We start from the raw sequence: 20,940 nt of genomic DNA on the forward strand, positions 1-20,940 counted from the left end.
TATATAGCAAAATTAACATCAGCTGTTGTATCAAGTAAAACGGCTATCGCTTTAAGTAATATGGGTAAAGATAATCAGACATTAGTTTGGTATTATCTCCGTCACAACATTATTAATATCATCACTTTTATTCAAGTGAGCGCTAGGATTCCCCAATGACAGGTAAAAAGAAACGCGGTTTACTTTCATGGTTAGGTTTTGACGATGAAGAAGCTCAAAAAAATGCAGCCGTTGAAGCAGAACAATCACAAGAGGCCAGTTCGGACCAAACAGAGTCGCAAGAATTAGACTCGGAAAATAGCGATCCCGCCAGTGAAGCCCTACAAATAAGCGATGTTGATTCTGAGGGTGAAGCAAACACCGACCAACCTGAGTTATCCGACAGTGAAGCTAATATTGCCGTTGAAGAACAACAAGAGTCAGACGTTCATGCCGCGCAAGCACTTGAAGTCAACCGAGTCCAAGAGCAAACCAAGCCGACGGAAAGTTTCTTTGCTCGTCTAAAGCGCAGCCTGCAACGCACCAAACAAAATATTGGTGCCGGTTTCTTTGGTCTGTTTAAAGGCAAACAGATCGATGAAGACTTATTTGAAGAATTAGAAGAACAATTACTCATTGCTGACGTTGGCATGAACACCACCAGCAAAATTATTGATAGCCTAACCGAAAAAGCGTCACGCCAAGATCTGAAAGATGGCGAAGCGTTATATGGCATCTTAAAGCAAGAAATGGCCGATATCTTAGCCGAAGTTCAACAACCACTCGAAATCGACAGCAGCAAAACACCGTATGTCATTTTAATGGTTGGCGTGAATGGCGTAGGTAAAACCACCACCATTGGTAAATTAGCCAAGCAATTCCAATCACAAGGTAAGTCGGTCATGTTGGCGGCAGGCGATACGTTCCGCGCCGCAGCAGTGGAGCAGTTGCAAGTATGGGGGCAGCGTAATGATGTGCCGGTTATTGCTCAACATACTGGCGCCGACAGTGCTTCGGTTATTTATGATGCGATTGAAGCGGCGCGTGCGCGTGGTGTGGATGTGGTGATCGCCGATACCGCCGGTCGCTTGCAAAATAAGAGTAACTTAATGGAAGAGTTACGTAAAATTGTTCGCGTAATGAAGAAGATTGATGATTCAGCCCCACATGAAGTGATGTTAACTTTAGATGCGGCGACTGGTCAAAATGCCATTAGCCAAGCCAAATTATTCAGCGATGTGGCGCCGGTAACGGGTATCAATTTAACCAAATTGGATGGGACCGCCAAAGGTGGGGTTATTTTTGCTTTAGCCGATCAATTTAAAATTCCAATTCGTTATATTGGTGTCGGTGAAGGTATTGACGATTTACGTCCGTTCGATGCGCATGATTTTATTGAAGCATTATTTAGCCGCGAAGAGTAATACCTAGAATGGGTTTTAAATGAAGTTGCAGAATTGCCGCAACTTTATTTGTTTTGTCCTAAGCAAGTAATAAGTAAAGCGAATCGGTGACAGAGGAAAATCAATGATCCAATTTCAACAAGTGAGCAAAGTGTACCGTGGCGGGCATCAAGCGCTGCAAAAGGTCAACTTTCATCTGCATAAAGGTGAAATGGCTTTTTTAGGTGGCCATTCTGGCGCGGGTAAAAGTACTTTGCTTAAGCTGATATGTGCGATTGAACGTCCAAGTGACGGTAAGATTTTATTTAATGATCACGATATTAGTCGTATCAAAAGTGGCGATATTCCTTTTTTACGTCGCAATATCGGTATTATCTTTCAAGATCATAAATTGCTTATGGATCGTACCGTATTTGATAACGTTGCGTTACCAATGCGGATTGAAGGCGCGCCTGAAAGCGAAATCAAACGTCGCGTTTCTGCCGCATTAGATAAGATCGGCATGCTAGATAAAGCGCCATGTTTACCGCGTCAGCTATCGGGTGGTGAGCAACAACGTGTAGGTATTGCGCGCGCGGTGGTCAATCGCCCTCGTCTATTGCTCGCCGATGAACCGACCGGTAACCTTGATCATGCACTGTCACATCAAGTATTAAATCTGTTAGAAGAATTTAATCGCGCTGGTGTCTCTATTATTTTGGCCACGCATGATCTGGAACTGGTTAATAGCCGCCCACAATATCGTCGTTTAGAATTGAATCAAGGTTTCTTAAGTGAGGTCGAGCGTTATGGCCAGTAAGTCGGTTAAAGCGATGAATAAAGGTAAAACCAATAAAGCCAGACCAAAGTCAGAAGGTTTTTTTAGTACCCATATCAAGCAAGCAAAAGCGTCTTTTCGCAGTTTAATGCAGCGACCAATGGGGACAATTTTAACTATTACCGTGGTGGCAATGTCACTGGCTTTGCCCGCCATTTTTTATACTGCCGGTAAAAATATTGCCACCTTAGCCGAAGATATGAACAGCGCATCTCAAGTGAGTGTTTATATGAAGGAAGGCACCCCTGAAGCACGCTTGATGGTGTTAAAAGATCAAGTAGAAAGCTGGCCAGATGTGCAATCGGTGCAATATATTTCCTCCCAACAAGGGTTAGAAGACCTCAGCCATTTTGCTGGTTTAGAGCAAGCGATGTCTTTACTGAGTGATGCCGCATTGCCACCAGTATTGGTGATCTTGCCGAAAAATGCTTCTCAGCATACCGACGTGGTGAAGGCGATGGCGCAAAAGCTACAACGTGAAAACGGGGTAACCGATGTTCGACTCGATGAGGATTGGTTCTCTCGTTTAGATGCCATGAAAGATTTGGCTTATATTGTGTCGTATTCTTTTGCGATCTTAATGTTAGTGTCGGTCTTTTTGATTGTAGGCAACACCCTGCGCTTTAATGTCTTAGCTCATAAAGATGAAATTCAAGTCATGAAACTGATTGGTGCTACCGATCGCTTTATTCTCCGACCTTACCTTTATACGGGTTTATGGTTGGGGTTAATTGGCGCCGTTACCGCTTGGGTATTAACCATGGGCGTGACTCTGTTGATCAGCGGTGCGGTGGATAATTTATCGGCATTGTATGATAGCCACTTTAGCTTGATCAGCTTAGGTTGGGATGAAAGTGTCTTGTTATTAATGCTCGGTTCAATATTGGGTTGGGGCGCGGCCAATTTATCGGCGCGTAAACACTTAAAAGAAATCGAACCGGTTTAAGCATGGAACTCTGCTCTTAATGAGTAGTCCAAAGTATTAGAGACTGTGATCCGATAAAATCGGCCGTTGTGAATTCAACGGCCGATTTTGTTGGTTTTTTGGTTGATTTCGGTTACCAAGTTAATGATGAGGTCGCTGACTTTGACAAGATCACTCACATTTTTCGATTTTGGTGCAAATTGACCAGTTTGTTACACTTGCATTCAAGTTATTTGCTATGAATAATAGTCGCCCCCTTGAAGCTGGTTAAATTTCAGTCCAGAATAGGTGGGTTAAATCGAAGCACATCTCTAGTTTTGTATTCATGAGAGAAAACGAGGAATTCAATGTCTAACGCATATCCAATGGCTTTTGTCACCACAGATAGTCTAGATAGTTACATCCGAACAGTTAACAGCTACCCAATGCTGAGCGCTGAAGAAGAGCGTGACCTAGCCGAGCGCTTACATTATCACGATGAAATTGATGCGGCGAAAGGCCTCATTTTGTCACATCTAAGATTCGTTGTTCATGTTGCTCGTGGTTACTCTGGTTATGGTTTACCTTTGGCTGACCTTATCCAAGAAGGTAATATTGGTTTAATGAAGGCGGCTAAACGTTTTAATCCTGAAGTGGGTGTTCGCTTAGTGTCTTTTGCTGTGCATTGGATCAAAGCGGAAATTCACGAATATGTATTGCGTAACTGGCGCATCGTAAAAGTGGCAACCACTAAAGCTCAGCGCAAATTGTTCTTTAACCTGCGTAAGTCGAAAAAACGCTTAGGTTGGTTTAATAATGGCGAAGTTGAAACGGTCGCGAAAGAGCTTGGTGTGTCACCAAAAGAAGTGCGTGAAATGGAATCTCGCTTAGCGGCGCAAGATCCTACCTTTGAAGCACCGTCTGAAGATGACGATGCGGTTTCATCCTACACCGCTCCAGTATTGTATTTAGAAGATAAGCATTCTGATCTTGCCGACAGTGTTGAAGCTGAAAACTGGCAACAACATACGACGGGTCGTTTAGGTCATGCAATGGCAACACTTGATGAGCGTAGTCAGCATATTGTGCGTTCTCGTTGGTTAGAAGATCAAAAATCCACTCTGCAAGAGTTAGCCGAAACGTACAGCGTTTCAGCTGAGCGTATTCGTCAGTTAGAAAAGAATGCGATGAAGAAATTAAAAGCGGCAGTGGGTGAGTTTTAAAACGGTAAACAGACCCAAATAAGCCTTAAAAAGTCAAACAAGCCAAGGTCGGATGATCTTGGCTTTTTTTGTGGATCAAAATGTCGAGATCAAGCAAAAAGCCTTGATCGATAGCGGAAAAGATCAATTTTATATCTGTGGATAAAGGTGTGGGGAACTGATGTGTCAATTAAGATCAACATACACAATATATAGTGTATAGCGGGTTTGATAAATGTGAGTAAATTTATGCTTACCCACATTTTGATCAGGATCCTCACTACATGTTGTGGATCTTTATTTTTAAAACCACGTTATCAACGTAATTCACAGCTTTATCCACACCTGCTCATAAAATAAGCAATAAAACTTATCCCCACTTTTTCTTGGTCTAATTTTGCTGTGGGATACGTTATACTGTCGCCCAGTTTTGCGGTATTAGATGGAAAAATTATGCCAATCAATCGGTTTGGCGTAATAATGCTAATTCGATTCAGTTTCGAACCAATTTTGTAAAAAGGAAGCAATAACAATGGAGCAGTTTCTACAAATCAATGTTGAGCAAGCCCAGCAGTTAATGATCAATCAAGCCGCGGTATTATTTGATATTCGCGATCCGCAATCTTTTGCGCTTGCCCACGCAGGTGAGGCGAAACATTTAACCAATGACACTATGGTGGCGTTATTAGAAGAGTTGGAATTTGATCAACCGATTTTAGTGATGTGTTATCACGGTATTAGTAGCCAAGGTGCGGCGCAATATTTAGTGAATCAAGGCTATGAAGAAGTGTATAGTGTTGATGGTGGTTTTGAAGCTTGGCAACGAGCCGAACTGCCACAAGAAAAAATGGCTTAATTTCTCAATCCGTTGAAACAGCAGTAGGTTGTCGCATGATCCGTTTGGTTACTATTAATAATCCCCGCATTGCTCAAGCCTTTATTGATTATATGGCATCGCGTCAAATCACCATTCAAATGTTGCCTGAAGGCAGTGGCCAGTTCGCTTTGTGGTTAAAAGAAGTGGAGCACCAAGTTGAAGTAGAAGCTGAATTAGCGATGTTCCTGAAAAGCCCGAGTGACAGGAAGTATCAAGCGGCATCATGGCAAGTCGCCGATAGCCGTACTCAACAGTTTAACTACGACAACCCAAGCATTATGGCGATGGTTAAAGCAAAAGCGGGCCCACTAACCTTAGCTATTATGGCCATTTGTTGCGCTATTTATGCGCTGCAGTTTTTAGGTTTTGGCCAACCGATCCTGCAAGCTTTACACTTTCCTGCTAGTCCATCTCAAGAGTGGCAAATATGGCGCTGGGTTTCTCATGCCTTTTTGCATTTTTCAGTGGCTCATATTGCGTTTAACCTTTTGTGGTGGTGGCAATTTGGCGGTGATATCGAGAAAAAGCTCGGTAGTGGTAAGTTGCTGCAAATCTTTTTGGTTTCGGCGGCATTGTCTGGTGCGGCGCAATATTGGGTCGGGGGTGCTAATTTCGGTGGTCTTTCTGGGATTATTTACGCTTTGATGGGCTATTTATGGATAGTCGGCTGGCGTCTACCTGAGAAGGGCGTGTCGGTTCCTCGTCCTTTAGTGATTTTTATGCTGGTGTGGTTAGTACTGGGCTTTATTCAGCCAGTGATGGCAATCGCGAATAGTGCTCACCTAGCGGGTTTGTTATCGGGTTGCGTGCTCGGCGCGATTGAGTCTAAAAAAACAGCTTAAAAGAGGATTTAGTCGGGTGTTTGTTCGACTAATCGTATTTTCTCTTTGAGTGAATTGTTACAATGAACGCCGATCTCGACTTAAATATCCTTGCTGTAGAATTATTATGAAAGCAGATTACGCTGATTACTTTAAAATTATCAATGACATTAGTTGGCAGAGTGCTGACGTATTTGATTTTTCTTCTTGCTTAGAGCCAAGTTGGTTATTAGAACTTGGATCATTATCGCGGCTATTTTCTCAACATTGCCAATCTCTCAGTGCCGATGTGATCCAAAATACGCAGATAGACGCGAGTCAATTAACCGACTTTCAACGCGAAATGCTTGGTAATGAAGCCTGTTTATTACGAGAAGTGATTTTAGCCGCCGATGATCAACCTTGGTTATTAGGCAGTACCTTGATCCCGCTATCCTCTCTTAGCGATGCTCAGTTTGATCTGGCTAAGCAAGGTTCAAAGCCTTTAGGTTTGACCGTATTTCAAGCCGAGCAAGTAAAGCGAAATGGATTACACTTAGCAACCAAAGCAACCGATTTAGGCTTATTAGCGGCGCGGAGTTCGCGATTATGGATGAATGATAAGCCAATGCTAGTGACCGAATTATTTTTACCTGCATCACCTATTTATCGAAAGGATTCACTTAAATGAGCATGATATTGCTGTCAGTGCCGTTGTTTTTAAATGGATGTAATGATTAATGAATATGACCAAAGCTCGCGCCTTTTGGCAGTTAACGCGTATGAATCGCCCAATTGGATCGCTATTGTTAATGTGGCCGACATTATGGGCGCTACTATTAGCGGGCGGTGGTGTGCCGCAGTGGCATGTGGTGTTGGTGTTTGTGTTGGGGGTGTTTTTTATGCGCTCAGCAGGGTGCGTGATCAATGATTACGCCGATCGCAAATACGATGGACATGTTAAGCGCACCAAAGATCGTCCTATCCCATCGGGGTTAGTCAGCCCGAAAGAAGCCCTCGTTTTATTTTTTGTATTGGTGATCGTTTCATTTTTACTGGTGCTAAGCATGAACCGTTTAACCATAGAGTTATCTTTGGTTGGGGTGGTATTAGCCTTTATTTATCCTTTTATGAAACGTTTTACCCATGTACCGCAACTATTTTTAGGTTTGGCATTTAGCTGGGCTATTCCAATGGCGTGGGCAGCAGAAGCTGGACATTTACCGATGGAAGTGTGGTTACTGTTTGTGGTTAACGTGATGTGGACGATTGCTTACGATACTCAATATGCGATGGTCGATCGGGATGATGATTTAAAGATTGGGATTAAATCGACCGCAATTTTATTTGGTCGTTTCGATAAGTTAATCATTGGTTTATTGCAGTTGATGACCTTATTGCTGCTGATGGTGCTGGGTAAGTGGATGCAGTTAGGTGAGAGCTACTATTGGGGAATTCTTGTTGCCGCTGCATGGTTTGTGTATCAACAGCGTTTAATCCAAGATCGCAGTCGAGAGGGCTGTTTTAAAGCATTCTTAAGTAATAACTATGTAGGAATGGTGATCACAGCAGGCATCTTAGTAAGCTTGTTGTAAATGATTAATCAATTAAAATAATCAGGCTATCCGCGATAAAAACGCCGCACATATTGTCATTAATATGCGCGGCATTTTTTATGCTGTTATTTGAGACACTCATGAAGCCGAACCGATGCTGTCAATATTGAGCATAGAGAAAAGTGTCAAAGACCATAGATGGTCTTTTCTCAAGCGCCCATGGATGGGACAGCGTCTTTTCCTCATGCTCACATTGATAGCAGCTTAGCGTGTATTATTTCTTCTTCTGTAACACACTTTCTTGTAGCGTCAGTTGGACTTCTGGCGACAATAACTCACCGAGCAAATCGACTAAAATTTGAGTTTTGTGTTGCTCATCTGGATTGGTGTTTTCAATGTAACCTTGCTGTTTTAAGGTTTGGAAGAAAGAAATAAACACGCCTTTATCGAAAAATTCTGGGGCATTGATGCCATGTAATCGACCTAAACGCTGGGCGATATCTTGGCTCTGTTGCTCTAGAGTGGTTTTGTCGATATCAGGGATCGCCACCAATTGAGTCAGCGCCACAGCATAACGCTGTAGGGTTTCAACAATGGTACGAGACAGTAGAATGAGTGTTTGCACTTGAGTAGTGTTGGTGGCTAACTCGCCATCGGACTCAATAATTAACTGCTGGCGTATTAATTCATCCACCAACTTATTGACCACATCTTGCAACTCTTGCTCGGTATGATGCAAAAATAACTCTGCTTTTAAGAATGGGTAAATCAAAGCAATCGCATGCTGTAATTGGCTGCGGGTAATGTGCTCTTTTTGAATAATCAAATGAGCAATTAACGACGGCAATGCAAACAGATGAATGATGTTATTACGATAAAAGGTCATCAAAATAGATTGCTGACGATCCAGTGAAATGATGTCGCCTTTGCTGTCTTGTTCAACTTGAAATTTATCTAATTTTTCAGCGTGTTGGACTAATTCGGCCGCAGTAGCATTGGGCACGGTCGAGGTCGCGGTGTACGGCACTTTAGTTAACAGTGAGATATAGCAATCAATTTGCTGCTCTAACTTGTGACGAGACAGGGCGCGTTGGTTTGAAGCCAGCAGCGCGGTGGCACATAATGTCAGGGCATTAGTGGCGGCCGCATCATTAATATGAGTCATCATCTTGTTGGCGAGTTTATTGACCACCGGATTCATCCATTGTGGTTTTTGGTCTAATTCCTGCTGATCGTTCTCCGTTTTACTTGACCAACCCGGCACTTGCTCATTTAAGAATTGATTGAGGTTAATTGGCTCACCGAAGTTGACATAACCTTGGCCAAAATTACGCAGTTTGCGAATGGTTTTGAGTACCATGCCGGCATTTTCTTTTTCTTTGCGCTTGCCAGTGAGTTCTTTGGTGTAAGTGGCCACTTCCATCACATGTTCATAACCAATATACACTGGCACCAAAGTCACTGGGCGGTTTAAGCCGCGCAACATGGTTTGAATGGTCATGGCTAACATGCCGGTTTTGGCTTGCAATAGACGACCGGTGCGTGAGCGGCCCCCTTCACAAAAAAATTCAACCGAATAGCCTTTGGTAAATAACTCAGTTAAATATTCACGGAAAATAGTGGAGTACAGCTTGTTGCCTTTAAAGGTTCGACGTATAAAAAAGGCGCCACCATGACGAAATATTGGGCCAGCAGGGAAGAAGTTTAAATTCACACCCGCGGCAATATGTGGCGGGACCATGCCTTCATTATGCAGTACATAAGACAGTAATAAATAATCCATGTGGCTACGATGGCAAGGGACATAAATGATCTCATGGCCATCTTGTGCCAGCTTGCGCACCACCGACATGTTGTTGATATTTAAGCCTTGATACAACTTGTTCCACAACCAACCTAAGAAACGTGCGCCGACCTTGATCAGAGAATAGGAAAAGTCTGCTGCGATTTCATCTAAAATGTCTTTGGCTTGTTTTTGCGCTTTTTCGTGCGAAATGTTTTTTGATTGAGCTTCATCGGCAATCGCTTTTTGAATTGCCGGTGATTGCAATAAGCGATCAAATAACACCTTGCGTTGTGGCAGGCTTGGGCCTGAAGCGGCGAGTTTTTGGCGCGAGAAGTGAATACGAGCCACGCGCGCGAGTTTGTGAGCAATCACTTCGTCGACACCGTGGTTGTCTGCCATGTAGCGCAGAGAAACTACTGGGCTAAAACGGATCAAACAATCACGCCCAGAAGAGACTAATACGCGGGTTTTTTGGCAGGCGCTCATAGCTTGTAAGTAGGACTTTTCGTGACCTTCTTTATCTGGTTTTCGACCCCACAATATTGAAGTAGGCAGAATTTGAATATCGAGTTCAGCATCATGCTGATGGCGCTCTAATAACTCAGAAAATAATAAAACCGATTTTTTTGGCAGAATAGGCTTGGTGCCCATCGCCGTGCCTTTAGCGGTAAGGAAAACAAAACGGTTATATTCTTTATCATTAATCACTAATGGACTGAGCGGATCAGGAAGACCTAATTTTTTGGCTTGAGTCTGCAAAGAGATAAGGTCAATATTAGAATCAAAAGGCAGCACATACACTATCGGCTTGGTTAAGTCGAGTTGCAGTTCTTCTACCGGCTTGGCGGGAATCGTTTTACCTTTCACCATGACAGAAAGGGGCAGCTTGAGAAATGAACGAGAAATCAAGTGTCCATAAGACATAGCGGTGTGAGCCTCAAATATGTATACCCTGTTTGCATGGATATAAGTCTAGTAAATACGCATTAAAAATAGCCAAAAGAAGGCTACCTATGCTCTAAGTTTGGCTATTCTACCTTTTTCAGTGTCATTTGGCTTGTGTTGATCAAACGTGGCTAAAATTAAGTAGGAGAGAGGCCGACTCTTTGGGTAAATAGATCTCGTGAACTGAGTAATAAAAAATCATTATTTATCTGGAGTTATAAAATATTACTGTATATACTCACAGTCAACTGTATAAAAAGACAGGTGGAGTATGAAACCCTTAACCCCTCGTCAGCAACAAATTTTTGAGCTGATTAAAGATAAAATAGACATCACAGGAATGCCGCCTACTCGCGCCGAGATTGCTCGTGAGCTTGGGTTTCGTTCTGCCAATGCTGCTGAAGAGCATTTAAAAGCTTTGGCGCGTAAAAATGTGATTGAAATTATTCCGGGTGCCTCGCGTGGTATTCGGATTATTCAAACCGAAGCTGAATTACTGGAAGAGCAAGGTCTGCCCTTGATTGGACAGGTGGCAGCAGGTGAACCGATCTTGGCGCAAGAGCATGTCGAGAGTCATTACCAAGTTGATCCGAGCATGTTTAAACCACAAGCAGATTTCTTATTACGCGTGCATGGCATGAGTATGAAAGATATTGGTATTGTGGATGGTGATTTGCTTGCGGTTCATAAAACCCAAGATGTACGCGACGGTCAAGTCGTAGTGGCTCGCGTCGATGATGATGTGACTGTTAAGCGTCTCGAGCGTAAAGGTGCCACGGTTTTGTTGCATGCCGAGAATGAAGAATTCAGCCCAATTGAAGTGGATTTAACCCAGCAACAATTGTCGATTGAAGGCATTGCAGTCGGGATTATTCGCAATAATACTTGGATGTAAACCTTACGATTATTCTCATCAGTTAACTTCTCACATAAGAGTTAACTGATGAATTTGTTCACCTTGATTTTAGTCTCCTCGCTTCCTCGTTATTCCATCTCTTTTTTGGCCGTTTTAGTTGTTGCTTCACGGTAATTTAATTCGTCCAGTGGCAGCGTCTGCTCATTGCATTTTCTGCGTATTCAATGGATCAATGTTTAAATGGAATTGGTATTACATTCCTTCGCCAATCTTACTTGAATGGCCTCTTGTTCGAACGCTCTAAATTCGGCAGCTTAAAATCACTTGGGTATATATGCCGCATTTGTTCTCCATCAATAGCGCGATTGGTATAAACTAGCGACTCATAAAGAGAGGATTTTTCGTGATCAAGCAACTCCAACATATTCTGTCGCAACGCTCCATTCATCAGCAGGTGTTAGTACTCGCTATTCCTATGGTGCTATCAAACATTACCGTTCCATTACTTGGTTTAGTCGATGCGGCGGTGATTGGTCATCTTGATCGATCTTGGTATTTAGGTGGCGTTGCATTAGGCAGCACTATGATCAGTGTGACCTTTTGGTTGCTTGGCTTTCTTCGTATGGCGACCACCGGTCTTACCGCGCAAGCTCAAGGTGAGCAAAACCAAGAAAAATTAGCCCAAGTTTGGTTGCAAGGTATGCTGGTCGCTTTGCTATTGGCGGGGGTGTTTTTATTACTCCATTCGCCGATCGCCGATCTGATTTTTTCTTTCAGTCATGCCAGTGAAGAAGTGAAGCATTATGGCATGCAGTATTTTTCTATTCGGGTGTGGAGTGCGCCAGCCGCTTTAGCTAATTTTGTTATTTTAGGTTGGCTGCTCGGAACTCAAAATGCTAAGGCTCCAATGTGGCTGGTGATCACCATTAATGTTGCCAATATTGCACTAGATGTGTTGTTTGTCTTGGTGTTTGATTGGAAGGTGGCGGGCGCGGCTTGGGCATCGGTATTATCTGACTATACCGGTTTGGCGCTGGGGTTATTTTTTGTGTTCCGAACTTGGAAAAAACAACAGCTTCCTTCGCTATGGTCTCTTTTTCCATCAGCGACTCATAATATGGGACGAATGCTAAAACTTAATAGTGATATCTTTTTGCGTTCGTTATGCCTACAAGCCGTATTCAGTTTTATGACTTTCCAAGGCGCTGCATTAGGCGATGATATTGTTGCTGCTAATGCGGTATTAATGAGTTTCTTGATGATGGTGTCTTATGGCATGGATGGCTTTGCTTATGCAATGGAGGCGATGGTTGGTAAAGCGGTTGGGGCTAAAAATCGCGATCAATTGCTGAATTCATTGATTGGTACTTCATTTTGGGGCTTAGTATGCAGCCTAGGATTAACCTTGGTCTTCTTATGTTTTGGTGAAGATTTAATTCGGTTGATCACTGACATCAGCAGCGTACAACTGCAAGCGGATACTTACTTACCTTGGCTGATCATTATGCCGATTGTGTCTATGTGGTGCTTTCTACTCGATGGCATTTTCGTTGGCGCGACCAAAGGCAAAGAGATGCGCAACAGTATGTTGGTAGCAATGCTGTGTTTCTTTGCACTGTATTTTAGCTGTGCCAGTTGGGGCAACCATGCATTATGGTTCTCGATGGTCACCTTTATGGGAATGCGCGGCATCGGTTTGGCGTTTATTTTTATTAAACAGTGGCGGTCTGAACGATTTGTTGAAGTGAACTAGACATGATATCAATTTGAATACGCCGAAAAGACGCTGTCCCGTCCTTGGTCACTTGAGAAAAGGTCATCCATGACCTTTTACACTTTTCTCGGTATCCATATTGAATGCTCATTAAATTTCTGTGATTGTTATTAAAGCCATTGATATTAGAAAAACAAAGGAGCCTAAATCAGCTCCTTTATTTTTATTGTTGTTTAATCAAAAATTCAGATAATTAAAACAATCGATTCAAACCATTCAGTGCCGCCACACGGAATGCTTCTGCCATGGTTGGGTAGTTAAAGGTGGTATTAACAAAATATTCTATGGTATTGGCTTCGCCTTTTTGCTCCATGATCGCTTGTCCGATGTGGATAATTTCAGCTGCACGTTCGCCAAAACAATGGATGCCTAAAATTGCTTTGGTTTCTCGATGGAATAAAATCTTCAGGCTGCCAACGTCTTTACCCGCAATTTGTGCGCGTGCTAAATGTTTGAAGGAAGCGCGACCGACTTCATACGGAATTTTGGCCGCGGTCAGCTCTTGCTCGGTTTTACCAACAGAACTGATTTCTGGAATGGTGTAAATACCAGTCGGAATATCGTCGATTAGTACGCCATCAGATTTTCCTTTGGCAATTGCTTGTGCCACAAAACGACCTTGGTCATAAGCGGCGCTAGCAAGACTCGGATAACCAATCACATCACCAACAGCATAAACATGCTCAACACTGGTTTGATAATCACGGTTAACGCAAAGCTGACCACGAGAGTCTGGGGTTAAGCCGATATTTTGTAGATCGAGCTTATCGGTATTACCAGTTCGGCCATTGGCATATAAGAAACAATCGGCTTTCATCTTCTTACCCGATTGCATATGAATGATCACACCATCTTGAGTGCCTTCGACTTTTTCATAGGTTTCGTCATTGCGGATCACCACACCACTGTTCCAAAAGTGATAAGACAGCGCATCGGAGGTTTCATTATCTAAGAATGCCAAGAGACGATCACGAGTATTAATCAGATCGGTTTTCACTCCCAGACCTCGGAAAATAGAAGCGTATTCACAACCGATAACGCCAGCACCATAAATAATAATATGGCGTGGATCGTGTTTAAGGCTTAAGACCGTGTCGCTGTTGTAAATGCGAGGGTGATTAAAATCAATGTCGTCAGGTTGATAGGGGCGAGAGCCTGTGGCTATAACGAACTTGTCTGCGTTGTAGTGTTCTAATGAGCCATCCGATAATGCGACAGAAATTGAATTTGGCCCAGTAAAACGAGCTTTACCAAATAATAAGGTGCATTCGTTGCGGTCATAAAACCCTTGGCGTAGGCGAGTTTGTTTGTCGATAACGCTTTTAGCATGGCTTAAAATATCGGAAAACGAAGCGGTTAAACGGGTGTTGTTTTTGCAGAATAAAGGGTTGCTATTGAATTCAATAATACGGCTAACCGCGTGGCGCAATGCTTTGGAAGGAATGGTTCCCCAGTGAGTACAACCGCCGCCGACACTATTTTCTTTTTCGATAATTGCGACATTGAGTCCGGCTTTCGCCAAGCCCATTGCTGCGCCTTCACCGCCAGGGCCGCTGCCGATGACGATGGCATCAAAGTGTGTTAAATCCTGCATGATCTACCCTTGTTATTATTCACAACAAAATATTATCACTATATTAACCTATTCATTTTTAGGGTAAATGAATAGTACGAAAGACAGTCGGGGGGATCACAAAGATAACTGGGCGATGATTTGTCAGGGTATCAGATTGTCGGTATATTAGAGCTTGAGTCGCTTTGGGTAGATTAAAAACCTTGGTTTAAGTGATTAAAATTAATAATTAAAATAGATAAGTAGACATCCCTATGGGTATAAGAGCTCAACAAAAAGAGAAAACACGCCGCTCATTGATTGATGCCGCTTTTGGGCAACTGAGCGCCGATCGAGGTTTTTCTAATTTAAGTTTACGTGAAGTCTCACGCGAAGCCGGTATCGCACCAACCTCTTTTTATCGTCATTTTAAAGATATGGATGAATTAGGTTTGGTGATGGTGGATGAAGGCGGTTTGTTATTACGCCAATTAATGCGCCAAGCTCGTCAGCGAGTGGTGGTAGAAGGCAGCTTGATCCGCACATCAGTCCAAACCTTTATGGAATTTATCGAGCATAATCCTAATGTATTTCGCCTTTTATTGCGTGAACGGTCAGGAACTTCGGCCGAATTTCGTACTGCTGTGGCGCGTGAAGTGCATCACTTTGGCGCTGAATTAGCTGAGTATTTAGCTAAAACGGGTTTGGAAAGAGAATGCGCTTCTATTCAAGCAGAGGCCTCGGTGACGATTGTATTTACCTCTGGCGCAGAAGCTCTCGATTTGGATGCCGATGATCGTCATCAGCTATCGGAACGAATGATCACTCAATTGAGAATGCTCGCCAAAGGAGCAATGATGACGCGAAAAGTGAATACCGAACAAACTCAGTCAGAGTAATTCCATTTAATATTTGATCAATTTTAATAGGCCGAAAAGACGCTGATCCGTCCTTTGTCGCTTGAGAAAAGGTCATCTATGGCCTTTGACACTTTTCTTTGTACTCAATTTTGAACGATCATTAAATTTATGGAATTAGTATAATAGCTGAGCATTAAGTTTCTATCCCTGCAGTCCATTCTAAAAAGACAAACAAAAAGCCGTTGCGACCAATAATTCTGGCAGCAACGGCTTTTTAGTATTGGTTGGGTATTCTAAATTACTTACGCTCTAAAAACACGCCTACTTCCATATGGTGAGTGAATGGAAACTGATCAAATAGCGCAAAGCGGGTGATGTTGTGGGTTTGAGATAGAATGTTTAAGTTATCTTTAAGCGTTTCTGGATTGCATGAGATATACATAATACGCTCATAACCTTGCACCATTTTGCATGTGCCTTCATCCATACCTGAGCGTGGTGGATCAACAAAGATGGTGTTGCAGTTGTAACTGGTTAAATCAATGCCGTTATCTTTTAAGCGACGAAATTCTCGTTTGCCTTCCATCGCATCGGTAAAATCTTCCGCTGACATGCGAATGATTTGGACATTATCAATGTTATTGGCTTTGATGTTGTATTGAGCTGAATCGACAGATGGCTTGGCCAGTTCTGTTGCCAGTACACGTTCAAAGTTTTGTGCCAGTGCCAGAGAAAAATTACCGTTTCCGCAGTACAGTTCAAGTAAATCACCTTGGCTGTCTTGGGTGCAATCAACCGCCCATTCCAACATCTTTTGCGCCACAATACCGTTTGGTTGGGTGAAACTATTCTCAACTTGTTGGTAGATATAAGGTTTGCCATTTACTTGCAGTTTTTCGATCACGTATTCGCGATCCATTACAATTTTCATCTTGCGTGCGCGGCCAATCAAATCAAGCTTAAACCCTTCATCATTCAGGCGTTGCTTTAATGCTTGTGCTTGTTGCTTCCATTTTTCATCTAATTGACGGTGATAGAGCAACGACACTAAGATCTCGCCACTTAAGGTCGATAAAAAATCCACTTGGAACAGTTTATGGCGCAAACTGTGATTCGGTTTCATCGCCTCTAATAGCAGTGGCATTAAATCGTTAATTAAACGACTGGCCGTTGGAAATTGATCGACACGGTATTTTTCACGCGTTTCTTGGTTGAACATGACGTAATACATGTCTTCACCTTCATGCCACACTCGAAACTCAGCGCGCATACGATAATGCTGCTCTGGAGATTCAAACACTTCAATATCTGGAGTCGTAAACTCACCAAACATCTCATCGAGACGCTGCAGTTTGCCTGTCAATTGTTGTGCATAGCGATCTGCGCTGCTGTTTACCGTTGCCATAAAGTGAGCCTTTTGTGGTGTGCTTTGAAAATGAAGTTACTTAGGTATCGAACCGGAAGCGCAGATTTTATCTATCGCAGCATAGATGTCCAGTATTGAATGAAAATCATGGTTTACTTGAATGTATGAGGCACAAATCATTCGTTACTATCAATAATAGTGTAGACAAGCCGATAGTGGCGCATTAGGATCGACCTTGCTGGTGACCTCATCATTTTTTTAAAAGAATTTTGAGGCTGAAAAGGGAATTTGGTGTAAATCCAGAACTGACGCGCAGCGGTGAGAAGAACGAAACTTTCAAGGTTAAGGAATAACCAAAACACTGTTTAACTTGTAATAAGTGAATGGGAAGTGAAAGGAGTAGGCGATAGTAATATCATGCTTTAAGTCCGAAGACCTGCCAGCAACGGAGCAAGTGCTCGCAATGTTTCTCGCGTTTTAGGACTAACAATATAATGAAAAAAACACTTTTAGCGGCGTCTATTATGACGTTGTGCACCCCTCTATCTTTTTCATATGCTGCTGAGGCAGTTTCATCGACATCTTCGGATGCAACTCAAGCCAGTAATGATGTCGCGGCACCAATGTCGGATCCCCATACTGATGTGATGTTAGTGACGGCGACCAAGCGCACCGATTTAGTTACCAATTTGGTCGCGCCAGTTATTGAAATCACCAAAGCGGATATTGAAAAAAGCCAAGCCAATACCATGCAAGAAGTCCTGCGCCAATTACCCGGTATTCAATTTAGTTCTAATGGTGGTTATAACCAACCGAGCCGAATTTATGTGCGCGGTAGCAGTAATGTGGTGGTGTTATTTAATGGTATGCGTTTAGGCAGTGCAACTTTAGGCTTTAGCGATATTAGCCAATTGCCATTAGCCGGCGTGGAAAAAATAGAATATATCCGAGGTGCAAGGGCGGCAGTTTATGGTGCTGACGCTAGCGCTGGGGTGATCAATATCATTACACGAGGTGAGGAACAAAGTAGTAAAGGTAAGGTTGAGGCCACCGGTGGATCAAATGGCTATCAAAGCTATACCGCCAACGCTGCCATTGTGCCAACGGATGATTCTTGGTTGAACTTGACGACTCAATATCAACGTGCTGATGGTTATGATGTGGCAACATTTGGCGATTCAGATCGAGATGGTTTTGAAAATACCAATGTCATTGCGGATATGGGCACACAACTTAACGATAATTGGTTAATTCGATTAAGTGGTTATTACCACCAAGGTCGTAGTGAGTACGATTATGATCCTGCTTGGGGGGTGAGTTGGGACCGTAATAAAACCAATAACTATAATGTGGCGGGACAGGTAATTTATGTAGGAAGCAAGCTGACTTCCAATCTGTCTTATGCCAATAGCCAAGATCAATCAGAGAGCCAACATAATTTACCGTCAAGCACCATTGTCACTAAACGAAATCAAGTATCATGGCGTAATAATTTTCAGTTTAACCATTATGACAGCGTTGGTTTTGGCGCTGAGTATATTAATGATGATGTGGGTGATTCTGATTTATATAATAGTTATGGTGGGAACTATCAGCGCTACGAAGTGAAATCACGTGATAATAAAGCGGGTTACTTAACGCTGAGTCATAATGGAGAAGTGTTGCAAACCGAAGGCAGTGTTCGTTTTGATGATAATGAACAATTTGGTGATAAAACCACTTGGCAGCTAGGTGCTGGCTGGAGATTTGTGGATCCATTACGTTTAACCGCTAATGTCGGTACTGGATTTAAAGCGCCGACTTTTAATGACCTTTATTATCCAGGCTACGCTAATCCGGATTTGAAACCTGAAGAATCAACCAATTATGAAGTCGCGCTAGAAGGTGATCACAGCTGGATAAATTGGCGCTTAGCGGGCTTTTATAATGATGTTGATAATCGAATTTCTTGTCAGTCGGCCTACTCAACTTGTATTAACGACAGTTTAACGATTACGGGCGTTGAATGGACCGGACAATTTGAAACGGGACTACTAAGCCATAATGTTTCTCTGGAATACTTAAAGCCAGAAGATAAAGCGACAGGGGAAGATGCTATACGGATTGCACGTCAAAACCTTAAGTGGCAGGTAGGGTATCAAGCCGAAGTTTGGCAAGTCAATATGAGCTATGTGTATCAAGGTGATCGTAAAGATAATGGTGGAACTGAGCTGGATGCTTATAGCTTGGTCGATCTCGCGGCAAGTTATGACATTACCGAGCAATGGAAGTTATCCGCACGGATTGATAATTTACTGGATCGCGATTATGAGACCGCCGCGAATTATCTTTCACCAGAGCGCAGTTATTACGGCTCGATTGCTTATCAGTTTTAATCTTCACGTATCAACAGTCCCTAGATATTATTGATAAAATTAAAGCGCTTTCGGGCGCTTTTGTTTCCTCTATTCGTTTGCGTACCATATACTTTACTCGCATTACAACGTCGATTGATATGGGACGTACAGCATTATCAGTTTAAAAAAGAGGAATAAGTGTGGCCAATATTTTAGTTTTTGATTCAGGGGTCGGTGGCTTATCTGTATATCAAGAAATCCAGACTTTACTGCCTCAGCATAACTATATTTATTTATTTGATAATAAAGCTTACCCATACGGAGAGTTGGAACCTCAACGCTTAATTGAGAGAGTCAGCCGATTTATGCGATCAATGGTCGAAAAACATGCGATAGATTTAGTTGTTATTGCATGCAACACCGCCAGCACCATTGTACTGCCTCGCTTACGCCAAGAATTAAAGATCCCTGTCGTTGGTGTCGTTCCTGCGATTAAACCCGCGGCGGCTATATCCCAAAAAGCAATTGGATTAATTGCCACACCTGCCACGGTTGTACGTAGTTATACTCATAACCTCATCAAAGAATTTGCCCCTAACTCAAAAGTGGAACTGCTTGGTTCAACTCGTCTTGTTACGATGGCGGAAGAAAAATTGAGAGGAACGGCTGTTAATCTAGTTGAATTGCAGCAGATCCTTACCCCACTGCTTAATCAAATTGATACTGCTGTCTTGGGTTGTACCCATTTCCCTCTATTAAGAGAAGAAATGCAGTTGGTATTGGGAAAAGGGGTGACATTGATTGATTCTGGTAAGGCAATTGCTGAAAGGGTCAAAAGGTTGTTAGATGCCAATATGGTTGATAGCAGTTCGCGGTTATCTCCATACGCTATATACAGCAGCGCCACACCTTGGGAAGGTGTGGCGCTGAATATAGGTTTAGCTAAGTTTGGGTTTAGTCCTGTTCGGACATTCCCCCTTCCGGATGCTTAGGATCATTAGCAACGCGAACTTTTAAAGTACGCTGCATGTAATCTTTTTCATTTAGATTGCTGATAATGTTGTCGGTATCAGCTTCTGCTACTACGACAAAACCAAAGCCGCGACGCTTACCGGTTCTTTTGTCTTTCATTAGACGAACCGCAAGTACATCACCATATTCTGAAAAAATCTGACGAACGTTCGATTCATTGGCTTTATATGGAAGGTTGCCCACATAAAGAGTTTGAGTCGAAGTTGCCTCTTTATCCAAAGTATCTGAAGAGCTAGCTTGTGCTGAAGGTGATGCAGAAGTAGAAAGAATAAGAGTGGTTGCAACAACACCAACTAGAAAACTAACAACAGGTGAAACATTAATAGAGAAAAATAACACGGCACCGACTACTGCAAGCGCCATAACCATAATAATTGATTTTTTTGAGTTCATATTTGAATACTACATATTGATAAAAGAAAGAGTGAATGCGTCTGTATAAAAGACAGACACAATTATTTTACGTTTAATAGCTAATTATTGCCAATTTAATGCTGTGACATCGCTCAAATGTTTAAATTATAATCAAAAAAAAACATATCGCTGGTAAAGTAACCGCTTGAACAATAAATTGAAAAAAGCCCTTGCCAATGTGACGGTGATCTCTATAATGCGACCTCACTGACACGGTGCACACAGCCTAACGGCCGCAACGAGTCAGAGGTCATAACCTTCTCAAAAAGGTTAACGAAAAAAGATTGTAGAAAGTGTTTGACACGCCCAATCAAATCGTTAAAATGGCCGCCCTGTTCAACGAGACGCAAGTCACACGAACAGTTGCTCTTTAACAATTTAAACCTATCAATCTGTGTGGGCACTCGTTGATGATAATCAATAAAGCTTCTTAGGAAGCAAAAATGATTTCAATGAACTGAGTGACCAAATTGAACAATTT

The 20,940-nt window shown here is 42.6% G+C and carries 17 protein-coding genes and 1 riboswitch; of the genes, 13 read left to right on the top strand and 4 right to left on the bottom strand.

Features of this window, described 5'->3' with window-relative positions; translation table 11 throughout:
• The first annotated feature begins 155 nt into the window (after nt 1–155).
• From ftsY to ubiA, 8 genes are all read left to right on the top strand, one after another.
• Nucleotides 156–1,403 carry a signal recognition particle-docking protein FtsY gene (gene ftsY, locus HC723_RS08340; RefSeq protein WP_153445554.1) on the top strand — a complete coding sequence of 416 codons (1,248 nt, stop codon included), beginning with the start codon at nt 156–158 and terminating at the stop codon, nt 1,401–1,403.
• Between the two features lie 103 nt (nt 1,404–1,506).
• Entirely contained in the window at nt 1,507–2,181 is a 675-nt protein-coding gene (ftsE, locus tag HC723_RS08345; RefSeq protein ID WP_153445556.1) for a cell division ATP-binding protein FtsE, read from the top strand.
• A complete protein-coding gene (ftsX, locus tag HC723_RS08350; RefSeq protein WP_190338745.1) occupies nt 2,171–3,145 on the top strand; it encodes a permease-like cell division protein FtsX in 975 nt (324 codons plus the stop codon). Before ftsE ends, ftsX begins: the two co-directional genes overlap by 11 nt.
• A gap of 326 nt (nt 3,146–3,471) precedes the next feature.
• A complete protein-coding gene (rpoH, locus tag HC723_RS08355) occupies nt 3,472–4,326 on the top strand; it encodes an RNA polymerase sigma factor RpoH (RefSeq protein ID WP_153445559.1) in 855 nt (284 codons plus the stop codon).
• Between the two features lie 511 nt (nt 4,327–4,837).
• Entirely contained in the window at nt 4,838–5,161 is a 324-nt protein-coding gene (gene glpE / locus HC723_RS08360; RefSeq protein ID WP_190338746.1) for a thiosulfate sulfurtransferase GlpE, read from the top strand.
• Between the two features lie 35 nt (nt 5,162–5,196).
• A complete protein-coding gene (glpG, locus tag HC723_RS08365; protein ID WP_190338755.1) occupies nt 5,197–6,024 on the top strand; it encodes a rhomboid family intramembrane serine protease GlpG in 828 nt (275 codons plus the stop codon).
• A 106-nt stretch (nt 6,025–6,130) separates the two neighbouring features.
• On the top strand, nt 6,131–6,673 hold the full coding sequence (locus HC723_RS08370) for a chorismate lyase (protein WP_190338747.1): 543 nt from the start codon (nt 6,131–6,133) through the stop codon (nt 6,671–6,673).
• A gap of 49 nt (nt 6,674–6,722) precedes the next feature.
• Nucleotides 6,723–7,577 (top strand): 4-hydroxybenzoate octaprenyltransferase, encoded by an 855-nt coding sequence (ubiA, locus tag HC723_RS08375; protein WP_190338748.1) that lies wholly within the window; start codon nt 6,723–6,725, stop codon nt 7,575–7,577.
• Nucleotides 7,578–7,812: 235 nt separating this feature from the next.
• Here ubiA and plsB read toward each other — a convergent pair whose 3' ends face one another.
• Complete coding sequence (gene plsB, locus HC723_RS08380; protein WP_190338749.1) at nt 7,813–10,248, bottom strand: glycerol-3-phosphate 1-O-acyltransferase PlsB; 2,436 nt, start codon at nt 10,246–10,248, stop codon at nt 7,813–7,815.
• A gap of 292 nt (nt 10,249–10,540) precedes the next feature.
• Between plsB and lexA the strand changes: the two genes are divergently transcribed.
• Complete coding sequence (gene lexA, locus HC723_RS08385) at nt 10,541–11,164, top strand: transcriptional repressor LexA (protein ID WP_153445571.1); 624 nt, start codon at nt 10,541–10,543, stop codon at nt 11,162–11,164.
• A 364-nt stretch (nt 11,165–11,528) separates the two neighbouring features.
• Complete coding sequence (dinF, locus tag HC723_RS08390) at nt 11,529–12,878, top strand: MATE family efflux transporter DinF (protein WP_190338750.1); 1,350 nt, start codon at nt 11,529–11,531, stop codon at nt 12,876–12,878.
• Between the two features lie 214 nt (nt 12,879–13,092).
• Here the strand turns inward: dinF and sthA are convergent, their stop codons facing one another.
• Nucleotides 13,093–14,493, bottom strand: coding sequence for a Si-specific NAD(P)(+) transhydrogenase (sthA, locus tag HC723_RS08395; protein ID WP_190338751.1), 1,401 nt, complete (start codon nt 14,491–14,493; stop codon nt 13,093–13,095).
• Between the two features lie 233 nt (nt 14,494–14,726).
• On the opposite strand from sthA, the gene fabR reads away from it, so the two are divergent.
• Nucleotides 14,727–15,350 carry an HTH-type transcriptional repressor FabR gene (fabR, locus tag HC723_RS08400; RefSeq protein ID WP_153445577.1) on the top strand — a complete coding sequence of 208 codons (624 nt, stop codon included), beginning with the start codon at nt 14,727–14,729 and terminating at the stop codon, nt 15,348–15,350.
• Nucleotides 15,351–15,609: 259 nt separating this feature from the next.
• On the opposite strand, the gene trmA is transcribed toward fabR, so the two are convergent.
• Complete coding sequence (trmA, locus tag HC723_RS08405) at nt 15,610–16,716, bottom strand: tRNA (uridine(54)-C5)-methyltransferase TrmA (RefSeq protein WP_190338752.1); 1,107 nt, start codon at nt 16,714–16,716, stop codon at nt 15,610–15,612.
• A 183-nt stretch (nt 16,717–16,899) separates the two neighbouring features.
• Nucleotides 16,900–17,135, top strand: a riboswitch (cobalamin riboswitch).
• 36 nt (nt 17,136–17,171) lie between these two features.
• Here trmA and HC723_RS08410 point away from each other — a divergent pair.
• On the top strand, nt 17,172–19,052 hold the full coding sequence (locus HC723_RS08410) for a TonB-dependent receptor domain-containing protein (protein WP_190338753.1): 1,881 nt from the start codon (nt 17,172–17,174) through the stop codon (nt 19,050–19,052).
• A 161-nt stretch (nt 19,053–19,213) separates the two neighbouring features.
• Complete coding sequence (gene murI, locus HC723_RS08415) at nt 19,214–20,005, top strand: glutamate racemase (RefSeq protein ID WP_153445583.1); 792 nt, start codon at nt 19,214–19,216, stop codon at nt 20,003–20,005.
• Here the strand turns inward: murI and HC723_RS08420 are convergent.
• Nucleotides 19,968–20,438 carry an RNA recognition motif domain-containing protein gene (locus HC723_RS08420; RefSeq protein ID WP_153445585.1) on the bottom strand — a complete coding sequence of 157 codons (471 nt, stop codon included), beginning with the start codon at nt 20,436–20,438 and terminating at the stop codon, nt 19,968–19,970. The genes murI and HC723_RS08420 overlap by 38 nt on opposite strands.
• Nucleotides 20,439–20,940: the final 502 nt, after the last annotated feature.

Source organism: Vibrio sp. S11_S32 (genome assembly GCF_014694465.1).
Taxonomy (GTDB): domain Bacteria; phylum Pseudomonadota; class Gammaproteobacteria; order Enterobacterales; family Vibrionaceae; genus Vibrio; species Vibrio algicola.

Excerpts from the sequence above, each read along its gene's own strand:
- ftsY (WP_153445554.1), top strand. The coding sequence starts at position 156 with ATGACAGGTAAAAAGAAACGCGGTTTACTTTCATGGTTAGGTTTTGAC.
- ftsE (WP_153445556.1), top strand. The coding sequence starts at position 1,507 with ATGATCCAATTTCAACAAGTGAGCAAAGTGTACCGTGGCGGGCATCAA.
- ftsX (WP_190338745.1), top strand. The coding sequence starts at position 2,171 with ATGGCCAGTAAGTCGGTTAAAGCGATGAATAAAGGTAAAACCAATAAA.
- rpoH (WP_153445559.1), top strand. The coding sequence starts at position 3,472 with ATGTCTAACGCATATCCAATGGCTTTTGTCACCACAGATAGTCTAGAT.
- glpE (WP_190338746.1), top strand. The coding sequence starts at position 4,838 with ATGGAGCAGTTTCTACAAATCAATGTTGAGCAAGCCCAGCAGTTAATG.
- glpG (WP_190338755.1), top strand. The coding sequence starts at position 5,197 with ATGATCCGTTTGGTTACTATTAATAATCCCCGCATTGCTCAAGCCTTT.
- HC723_RS08370 (WP_190338747.1), top strand. The coding sequence starts at position 6,131 with ATGAAAGCAGATTACGCTGATTACTTTAAAATTATCAATGACATTAGT.
- ubiA (WP_190338748.1), top strand. The coding sequence starts at position 6,723 with ATGAATATGACCAAAGCTCGCGCCTTTTGGCAGTTAACGCGTATGAAT.
- plsB (WP_190338749.1), bottom strand. The coding sequence starts at position 10,248 with ATGTCTTATGGACACTTGATTTCTCGTTCATTTCTCAAGCTGCCCCTT.
- lexA (WP_153445571.1), top strand. The coding sequence starts at position 10,541 with ATGAAACCCTTAACCCCTCGTCAGCAACAAATTTTTGAGCTGATTAAA.
- sthA (WP_190338751.1), bottom strand. The coding sequence starts at position 14,493 with ATGCAGGATTTAACACACTTTGATGCCATCGTCATCGGCAGCGGCCCT.
- fabR (WP_153445577.1), top strand. The coding sequence starts at position 14,727 with ATGGGTATAAGAGCTCAACAAAAAGAGAAAACACGCCGCTCATTGATT.
- trmA (WP_190338752.1), bottom strand. The coding sequence starts at position 16,716 with ATGGCAACGGTAAACAGCAGCGCAGATCGCTATGCACAACAATTGACA.
- HC723_RS08410 (WP_190338753.1), top strand. The coding sequence starts at position 17,172 with ATGAAAAAAACACTTTTAGCGGCGTCTATTATGACGTTGTGCACCCCT.
- HC723_RS08420 (WP_153445585.1), bottom strand. The coding sequence starts at position 20,438 with ATGAACTCAAAAAAATCAATTATTATGGTTATGGCGCTTGCAGTAGTC.